The organism is Nocardiopsis sp. NPDC055879 (assembly GCF_053615935.1).
In genome coordinates, this window is sequence record NZ_JBSHCT010000024.1 from 80,736 (window position 1) to 89,444 (window position 8,709).

Genomic DNA, 8,709 nt, shown 5'->3' on the forward strand with positions numbered 1-8,709 from the left:
GGGATCAGAAGCACTCGTGGTTTCCGGGCTTGATGGCCAGTCCCAGGCCGCTCAGTCGCAGCGAGCCGGAGGTGACCGCCCAAGAGGTCAGTTCCATGTCGTCGACCGAGATGGTGTCGGCCTGCAGACCGAAACCACCTTCCGGTCCCTGGCCGCCGTCGGCCTTGTCGAGGGTGCCGGCGTCACGGCCGATCTCGATCGCGCCGAACTCCGCGTCGCCCTGGAGCTGCTCGATGTCGATGACCATCGAGGTGCCCTCGACCGGGGTCTCCTCGCCCGCGGTGATGACCAGGGTGGCCTCGCCGATGGGCAGGTCCCACAGGGAGGACATGCACAGGTTGCGCAACTCGGTGGTGTTCACGGTAGACAGACCGATCGGTCGGGCCGAGCCGTCGACCGACTCGGCGACGTCGCCGTACTGGCTGAAGCCGCTGCCGCTGAGGTTGTCGGCGGACATCTTGAAGCTGTCACCGGAGACCGCGAAGGAGGACGCGAGCACGCCCTGGGTGGTCATGCCACCGAGGACCCCGGCGGCGACGAATCCGGGGACCGCGAGCAGGGCGAACCTGCGCCAACGGGTCCCACCATTGCCTTCGTACTGCTCGGACGGGTCCTGAGACGCCTCCGGCGCCTCCTCGGGTGCCTTGGGCATGTGTACCTCCAGAGGGTTCCGCCGTCGGAGGACGACGGGGGGAAGGAACTTGCGCCGACGCACGCCACGTGTGTTACTTGGAACACACCCTACTCGGCGGTAGTGACGAACATTACAATATGTATTGTCACATTTCTAGATGACGCCATCATCGTTGCGGACTCGTATCCGGCCCATTACGGACAACTGCCGCCCGACCCGAAAAGTAGAGGCCCGAACCCATGTCTCCTCTGTCTCCTCAGAGCACACCGGACGCCGACGCACCCGAGGAAGCGGACGACCGTTTCGACTACGACGTGGTCGTGATCGGATCCGGCTTCGGTGGATCGGTGAGCGCCCTCCGCCTCACCGAGAAGGGCTACCGAGTCGGCGTCCTGGAAGCCGGCCGACGCTTCACCCCCCAGACCCTGCCGTCCTCCTCCTGGGACGTGAAGAACTTCCTCTGGGCGCCACAGGTCGGCATGTACGGCATCCAGCGCATCCACCTGCTCAAGGACGTCATGATCCTCGCCGGAGCCGGCGTGGGCGGGGGTTCGCTCAACTACGCGAACACCCTCTACCACCCGATGGACCCCTTCTTCGAGGATCCGCAGTGGCGGCACATCACCGACTGGAAGTCGGAGCTGTCGCCCTTCTACGACCAGGCCCGCCGCATGCTCGGTGTGCGCACCAACCCCTCCATGACCCCCTCCGACGTGCACCTGAAGGCGGTCGCCGAGGACATGGGCGTGGGCGACACCTTCCGGCTCACCCCCGTGGGCGTGTGCTTCGGCGATGGTCAGGACGGCACCGGCCCCAAGGCCGCGCCGGGCGAGTCCGTGGGCGATCCCTACTTCGGTGGCGCCGGACCCGACAGGAAGGCCTGCACCGAGTGCGGTGAGTGCATGACCGGCTGCCGTCACGGCGCCAAGAACACGCTCACCGAGAACTATCTGTACTTCGCCGAGCGGGGCGGTGCCGAGGTGCACCCGCTGACCACCGTCGAGCGGGTGCGCGAACGTCCCGGGTCGAAGGGCGGTGGTTTCGCCGTCGACACCCTGCGCACCGACGCGCCCCGGCGCAAGGAGAACGCCCGCACCTTCACCGCGCGCCAGGTCGTGGTCGCCGCGGGAACCTACAACACCCAGACCCTGCTGCACCGAATGCGCGACGAGGGGCTGCTGCCGCGCCTGTCCGACAAGCTGGGCACCCTCACCCGCACCAACTCCGAGGCGCTCGTCGGCGCGATGAGCAAGCGGGTCCCCCCGCCGGAGGACCTCACGCGCGGCGTGGCGATCACGTCCTCGATCCACCCCAACGACAACACCCACATCGAACCGGTCCGCTATGGCAAGGGCTCCAACGCGATGGGACTGCTCACCACCATCCAGGTGCCCGGCGGCGGAAGGGTCCCGCGCTGGCTGCGCTACATCGGACTGGCCCTGCGACACCCCGGCGTTTTCGCCCGTAGCCTCTCTAACCGGCGCTGGTCGGAACGGACCGTGATCGGACTGGTCATGCAGTCCCTGGACAACTCGCTGACCACCTCGGTCGAGCGCGGCCTGTTCGGCGGCCGCAAGAAACTGACCTCCAGGCAGGGGCACGGGGAGCCCAACCCCACGTGGATCCCCGAGGGTCAGGAGGCCGCGACCCGTTTGGCCGAACGCATCGACGGATATCCGGGCGGAACCGTCGGAGACCCGTTCAACATCCCGATGACCGCGCACTTCCTGGGCGGCTGCCCGATCGGGGACAGCGCCGAGAGCGGGGTCATCGACCCCTACCACCGGCTGTACGGGCACCCCGGTCTGCACGTGGTGGACGGTTCGGCGGTCACCGCCAACCTGGGCGTGAACCCGTCGCTGACGATCACGGCGCAGGCCGAACGGGCGCTGTCGATGTGGCCGAACAAGGGCGACGAGGACCCGCGCCCGGAACAGGGCGTGGAGTACCGGCGGGTGAGACCGGTGTTCCCGCGCGACCCCGCGGTTCCGTCGGGCGCGTTCGCCGAGCTGCGGTACACCACGTCGTTGCCGCTGACCGTGGTCGAGCCGGCTTCGGAGGCCGCACGGGTTCCAGGGCCGGGAGAGGCTCCGGGGAAGGCCTGAGCGGTACCGCCTCGGCACCCGTTCGACCCGCGCTCCCGCGGCACCCCACGACACCTGTTCGGGCCCGGCCCCGTGGTCGACGGCCGGGCCCAGTGGGGGCTTCGTCTCGACTCGGGGGGCGACCGGTCCAGGTCGACGGGGCTGAAGGGGCGACCCGCGGCCTGGGCGTTCTCGGCCCGTGTCGGGGGTTCAGGAGGGGCCCGTGGAACCCTCGTACCCTTCGGCGTCCTGTTCCTTGAGCTTCTCCAGGGCCTCGGCGAAGTGGTCGCCCATGACATCGCTGAGGTGGTGGGCCATCTCCTGGGCGAGCACCGCGTCCACGGCCTGTTGGGCCAGGGGCCGCACTCTGCGGACCAGTTCGGAGATCTGGTCCACCTCGTCGGCCTGGATGACGCTTCCGGGGGTGTACTCGCTGATGATGTGGTCCGACACCGTACGGACCATGTGTTCGGAGACGTCGCCGATCCGGTTCCTGAGGTTCTCGGCGATGTCGAGGACCGAGCCGACCGTCATGCCGAGCTTGACCAGTTCGACCCCCGCGTGGAACAGGCGCGGGCTGGGGACCCGGAACCGTAGGCCGTCGCGTTCGATGACGCGCAGCGCGAGGGCACGCCTGATGGTCCTGGGGGTCACCTCCTTGCCGAAGAGCTCCCGGAGCTCTCCGAGGCCGACGTAGTCGGGGATCTCGTCACTCCAGGCATCACCGATGGCCGACTCGAAACCGAGGATCTCCGACAGGTCGCCCCCGCGTTCCCACACGCGGAGCATCTCGCCGATGTTGGCGAAGGTGTAGCCGCGGCGGAGCAGTTGGCCGATCAGCCGCAGGCGCGCCAGGTGCGCCTCCGAGTAGATGCCCACTCGCCCCTCGCGGCGCGGTGGCGCCAGCAGCCCTCTGTCCTGATACACCCGGACGTTGCGCACCGTCGTTTCGGCGAGCCGGGCGAGTTCGTCAATGCGGTATTCGGCCATGGCACCACCCTAGAGACACGACAGGGCCGTACTCATGGGTAATCACGTCCCCTCGGCCCGGTGGGCGTCGTCGACGACGATCGTAACCTTCCCGGCCAAACCGTACGGGCCGATGCACGGCTCGCGACTCGAACGCCCCGGACTCCCGGAACCTACTCGCGAGTAAACAACCGGCTACATCCCATTGCATTGTGACAATGACCGTTGTAACGTTCCGGCAATGACTGTGGAGGAGATCACATGACGGCCCCCCTGCCTCGTCACCTGCGCCGGCTCCCCGGCCAGAACGCCATCGTCACCGGCGCTTCGGGAGCGTTCGGCGACGCGACCGTCGCGGTCCTGCGCCACCTCGGCGTCAACGTCGTCGGCATCGACCGCAAACCCGGCCCCGGGGTCATCGCCTGCGACGTCACCGACGACCGACAGGTACGCGAAGGCGTCGCCGAGGCGGTGGAACGGCTCGGCGGCGGCCTGGACCTGCTCATCCACTACGCCGGCGTCGGCCCCTCCGTGGACATCGGCCACCTGCCCGACGCCCACGCCCACCAGGCGCTGGAAGTGAACCTCCTCGGCACCTGGCGGGTCACCGCCGCCGCCATGCCCCACCTCGTCCGCTCCCGGGGCCGCGTGATCGTCACCGCGTCCCTGCTGGCCAACCTCCAACTGCCGCTCGCCGGCGCCTACACCATCTCCAAGCGCGCGGTCTCGGCCTACGCGGACTGCGTACGCGCCGAATACGGCACCCACGTCGACGTCACCACCGTCTACCCGGGCTTCGTCGACACCCCGATCCACGAGAGTTCACGCGCCACCGGCGCCTCGCTCGACGGTGTCGTTCCGGCCGAGACCGAACGCGACACCGTCATGGCGGTGGTCCGGGCCGCCGGGGCCAAGCACGCCCCACGCGACATCGCCTCCACCGCCCTGGGCACCGCGGCCCTGCACCTGACCCGACACTTCCCGGGCGCCACCGAACAGATCGTGTCGCTCCAGCTCGGCCTGCTCCTCACGGACGGCACCTTCGCCGACGCGGAGATCGCGCGGGGGATCCACTCGCGCCACGGCACCCGGCACACACCCACCCCCCTCTCCTGAAGGAGGAGCCGATGACCGCCGAAGTCGCGGGCAAGCCCAAGACCACCGACCGCGAGGACATCGCCAAACGTCTCCTGCGCGGCTCCGCCAAGGCCTCCTACGATCCCCTCATCGAGATCGACTGGGACGCTCCCGTCGACCCCGACATGTGGGCGATCCGCCCCGAGCGCCTCTCCCTCTACGGCACCCATCTGTGGGAACGGATGACCGACGCCCAGCGCAAGGAGCTGGCGCGGCTGGAGGTGGCCAGCATCGCCACCATCGGCATCTGGTTCGAGACCATCCTCATGCAGATGCTGGTCCGGCACACCTACGACAACGACCCCACCACCCTGCACGTCCAGTACGCCTACACCGAGATCGCCGACGAGTGCCGGCACACGGTCATGTTCGCGAAGATGATCGAGAAGCTGGGGTGGGAGGCGCACAAGCTCGACCCGGTCGCCCACCAGCTCGGACGCCTCTTCAAGACGATCGCGCACGGCCCACTGATCTTCGCCGGCGCCCTGTTCGTCGAAGAGGTCCTGGACCAGTTCCAGCGCGAGGCCATCCCGGACGAGGAGATCCTCCCCTTGGTGCGCGCGGTCGCGCGGATCCACGTGACCGAGGAGGCCAGGCACATGCGCTACGCCCGCGAGGAGTTCAAACGCGACTGGCCGCGGCGTGGTGCCCTCAACAAGGCCTACAGCCGCGTCGTGCTGGGTCTGGTCACGTACTACTCCGCGACCCGGTTGATCAACCCGAAGGTCTACGAGCAGGTCGGACTCGACCCCGAGGAGGCCTACCGGGCCGCCAAGCGGAACCCGCGCTGGACCGACACCAAGACCTGGGCCTCCCGCAAGGTGGTCGACACCCTGGAGACGGCGGGCGCCATCTCCGGCCTGGGCCGGTACTTCTGGAAGAAGGCCGGGCTGCTCGGCCGCTGACCCGCACCGGCACGACCCCCGCCCGCAGGCCGTCGTGCCCCGAGAACGCCGCCGTCGGAAGGCGGAACGCGCCACGCCCTCCGACGGCGGCCCCGACGCCGGGGCCCGAGAACGAACGCGCCACGTCCTCGGGCCCCGGTCCCCCTCCCCGAGGCGGTACGCACCGCCCCTCGGGACATACCTACCGGTCGGCAAAGTAAGGCGTCCCGATCGGGACCATGAAGGGAAGAGCGACGTGACCGAAGCAGTACCGCATTACCGGGTGGCCGTCATCGGCTCCGGTTTCGCCGGCATCGGCATGGCGGTCCGCCTCAGGCAGGCCGGGCTCAAGGACTTCGTCGTCCTCGAACGATCCGACGGCATCGGTGGGACCTGGCGGGACAACTCCTACCCGGGCGCCGCCTGCGACGTCCCCTCCCACCTGTACTCCTTCTCCTTCGCGCTCAACCCGAACTGGAGCCGCACCTTCTCCCCCCAGCCCGAGATCTGGGACTACATCAAGCGTGTGGCCGGGGAACACGGCGTCGACGAGCATGTGCGTTACGACAGCGACGTAGAGTCCGCCCACTGGGAACCCGACCGGAACCGGTGGCGGATCGAGACCGCCGGCGGAACCCTCACCGCCCAGTTCGTGGTCAGTGGGGCCGGCCCGCTCGCCGACCCCTCCCACCCCGACATCAAGGGCATCGACACCTTCGAGGGTCGGCTGTTCCACTCCGCCGAGTGGGACCACGACCACGACCTGACCGGCCGCGAGGTCGCGGTGATCGGCACCGGCGCCTCCGCCATCCAGTTCGTGCCACGGATCCAGCCCAAGGTCGGCCGACTCACGCTCTTCCAGCGCACCGCGCCGTGGGTGATGTTCCGCCACGACCGCGACATCACCGGGCCGGAGCGGTGGCTGTACCGGAACGTCCCGGGCTCCCAACAGGTCGCCCGCAAGAGCATCTACTGGGGGCGCGAGACCTACATCTTCGGGTTCGCGAAGAAGCCCTCGTTGCTCAAGGTCGTGGAACGGTTGGGCCGGGCCAACATCAACCGCGGTGTCAAGGACCCCGAGCTGCGCCGCAAGCTCACGCCGAACTTCCGCGCCGGCTGCAAGCGCATCCTGATGTCCAACGACTACTACCCGGCGCTGGGCAGACCCAACGTCGACGTGGTCACCGACGGCATCGTCGAGATCCGCCCGAACTCCGTGGTCACCCGAGACCCCTCGGGGCGAGAGACCGAACACGAGGTCGACACCATCATCCTCGGCACCGGCTTCCACGTCTCCGACCCGCCCATCGCACGCCGGATGTTCGATCCCCAGGGGCGCTCCCTCGCCGAACACTGGGGCACCGACGCGCAGGCCTTCCGAGGCACCACGGTCAACGGGTTCCCGAACCTGTTCGTGCTGGCCGGACCCAACACCGGCCTGGGTCACACCTCACAGGTGTTCATGATCGAAGCCCAGATCCGGTACACGATGCAGGCGCTCAAGTTCGTCTGCGGCAACCGGATCGACCGGCTCGAACCGCGGGCTCGGGCCCAGCGCGCCTACAACGAGATGGTGCACGAGTCTATGCGGGGCACCGTGTGGGTGACCGGCGGCTGTGACAGCTGGTACCTCAACGAGAAGGGCCGCAACACCACCCTGTGGCCCACCTTCACCTGGAACTTCGCGCTGCGCACCCGCTGGTTCGACCCGCACAACTACGATCTGCGGCGGATCCGTTCGACCCGTCGGTCCACTCGCGCGAAGACCGCCGCGGTCTGACGGAGGAGGAACACCATGAGCGGTTTCGACGACGACGAAGAGGAGTACCAGGGCACGGTGACGGTCCTGTTCTCCGAGGACGCCACCGAGGGGCCCGAGGTCGAGGCGCACATCGCCGGCCACTTCTCCCCGCTGACCGGTGACTACCGCTGGACCGGACGACTGTCCGCACACCCGGACGTCAGCAAGGCCTACCAGGACGGGGTGCGGGCCGTCGTGGTCCGCACCCCCGACGGCCACCGGGGCGTCGGCCGGCTGGAAGCCCCCAACCTGTGGGGAGGCCACCCCGTCAACGGAGCGGGCACCCCGCCCTACGCCGTCCCCCGGATCGTCCTGGAGGACGACTGAGGGGACACCTCCCCACCATCCCCTTTTTCCGCACCGACACCCGAGAGGTGATCCGATGGCGACACGACACGTGGGCCACGCACGGGAACTCCAGGTCCGTTCCGCCGACGGGACCCTGCTGCACGTGGAGGTCCGCGGCCCGGACGACGGTCCGACCGTGGTCTTCTCACACTGTTGGGCGACCTCCCTCGCCTCCTGGGGTCGTGTGGTCCGACGGCTGGACCCCGGCCTGCGCGTGGTCCTGTACGACCAGCGCGGGCACGGCCGCAGTCAGACCCCCATCACCAAGGCCGGCTACGGCACCGAGAAGCTCGCCGACGACCTGTGCGCCGTCCTGACGGCCACCGTCCCCGAGGGGGAAAGGGTCGTGGTCGCCGGGCACAGTATGGGCGGCATGACGATCATGGCGTCCGCCCCGCGTGAGACCTTCCAGGAGAAGGTGGGTGCGGTGCTGCTCACCAACACCGGCAGCACCGACCTGACGGCGAAGTCGACGGCGATCCCCTTGCCGGGCCCGCTCGGCACCCTGGGCGCGAAGGTCTTCCTGACCGCGCCGCTCCCCCTGGGCCCGGCCACCCCGGTCAGTGAGCACGTCTTCCGTTACCTGGTCATGGCCAAGGGCACCGACAAGGCGACCAGGCACCTGTGCGCTCGTCTGGTCCACGGCTGTGGCGGTGTCCCCCGAGGCGCGTGGGGACGGGTCATGACCACTTTGAACCTGGACGAGTCCGTCCGTCGGATCACCGTACCGACCGTGGTCGTGGGCGGCTCCGAGGACAAGCTCACCCCGCCGTGGCACGCCCACCACATCGGTGACCTCCTGGAGAACCGTGCGGAGGTGCGGGAGATCCCCGCCCTGGGTCACATGGGTCC

At 68.9% G+C, this 8,709-nt stretch carries 8 protein-coding genes; 6 read left to right on the forward strand and 2 right to left on the reverse strand.

Annotated features, from left to right (window positions below; genetic code table 11):
• Window positions 1-4: 4 nt before the first annotated feature.
• Window positions 5-652, reverse strand: a complete 648-nt coding sequence (locus ACWGKS_RS24630) for a DUF6230 family protein (RefSeq protein ID WP_358504428.1) — start codon at window positions 650-652, stop codon at window positions 5-7.
• Window positions 653-873: 221 nt separating this feature from the next.
• On the opposite strand from ACWGKS_RS24630, the gene ACWGKS_RS24635 reads away from it, so the two are divergent.
• Window positions 874-2,739: a GMC family oxidoreductase gene (locus tag ACWGKS_RS24635; protein ID WP_358504431.1), complete on the forward strand. Its 1,866-nt coding sequence runs from the start codon at window positions 874-876 to the stop codon at window positions 2,737-2,739.
• Between the two features lie 189 nt (window positions 2,740-2,928).
• On the opposite strand, the gene ACWGKS_RS24640 is transcribed toward ACWGKS_RS24635, so the two are convergent.
• Window positions 2,929-3,708, reverse strand: coding sequence for a MerR family transcriptional regulator (locus ACWGKS_RS24640; protein ID WP_358504434.1), 780 nt, complete (start codon window positions 3,706-3,708; stop codon window positions 2,929-2,931).
• Between the two features lie 240 nt (window positions 3,709-3,948).
• Here ACWGKS_RS24640 and ACWGKS_RS24645 point away from each other — a divergent pair, with 240 nt between their 5' ends.
• The 5 genes from ACWGKS_RS24645 to ACWGKS_RS24665 all read left to right on the forward strand — a co-directional run.
• A complete protein-coding gene (locus ACWGKS_RS24645) occupies window positions 3,949-4,803 on the forward strand; it encodes an SDR family NAD(P)-dependent oxidoreductase (RefSeq protein ID WP_358504437.1) in 855 nt (284 codons plus the stop codon).
• 11 nt (window positions 4,804-4,814) lie between these two features.
• A complete protein-coding gene (locus tag ACWGKS_RS24650; protein WP_358504440.1) occupies window positions 4,815-5,729 on the forward strand; it encodes an AurF N-oxygenase family protein in 915 nt (304 codons plus the stop codon).
• Window positions 5,730-5,964: 235 nt separating this feature from the next.
• Window positions 5,965-7,488: a flavin-containing monooxygenase gene (locus tag ACWGKS_RS24655; protein WP_358504443.1), complete on the forward strand. Its 1,524-nt coding sequence runs from the start codon at window positions 5,965-5,967 to the stop codon at window positions 7,486-7,488.
• Window positions 7,489-7,503: 15 nt separating this feature from the next.
• Window positions 7,504-7,836 carry a DUF4873 domain-containing protein gene (locus ACWGKS_RS24660; RefSeq protein WP_358504445.1) on the forward strand — a complete coding sequence of 111 codons (333 nt, stop codon included), beginning with the start codon at window positions 7,504-7,506 and terminating at the stop codon, window positions 7,834-7,836.
• 55 nt (window positions 7,837-7,891) lie between these two features.
• A partial coding sequence (locus ACWGKS_RS24665; RefSeq protein WP_452524187.1) for an alpha/beta fold hydrolase occupies window positions 7,892-8,709 on the forward strand: 818 nt, incomplete at its 3' end.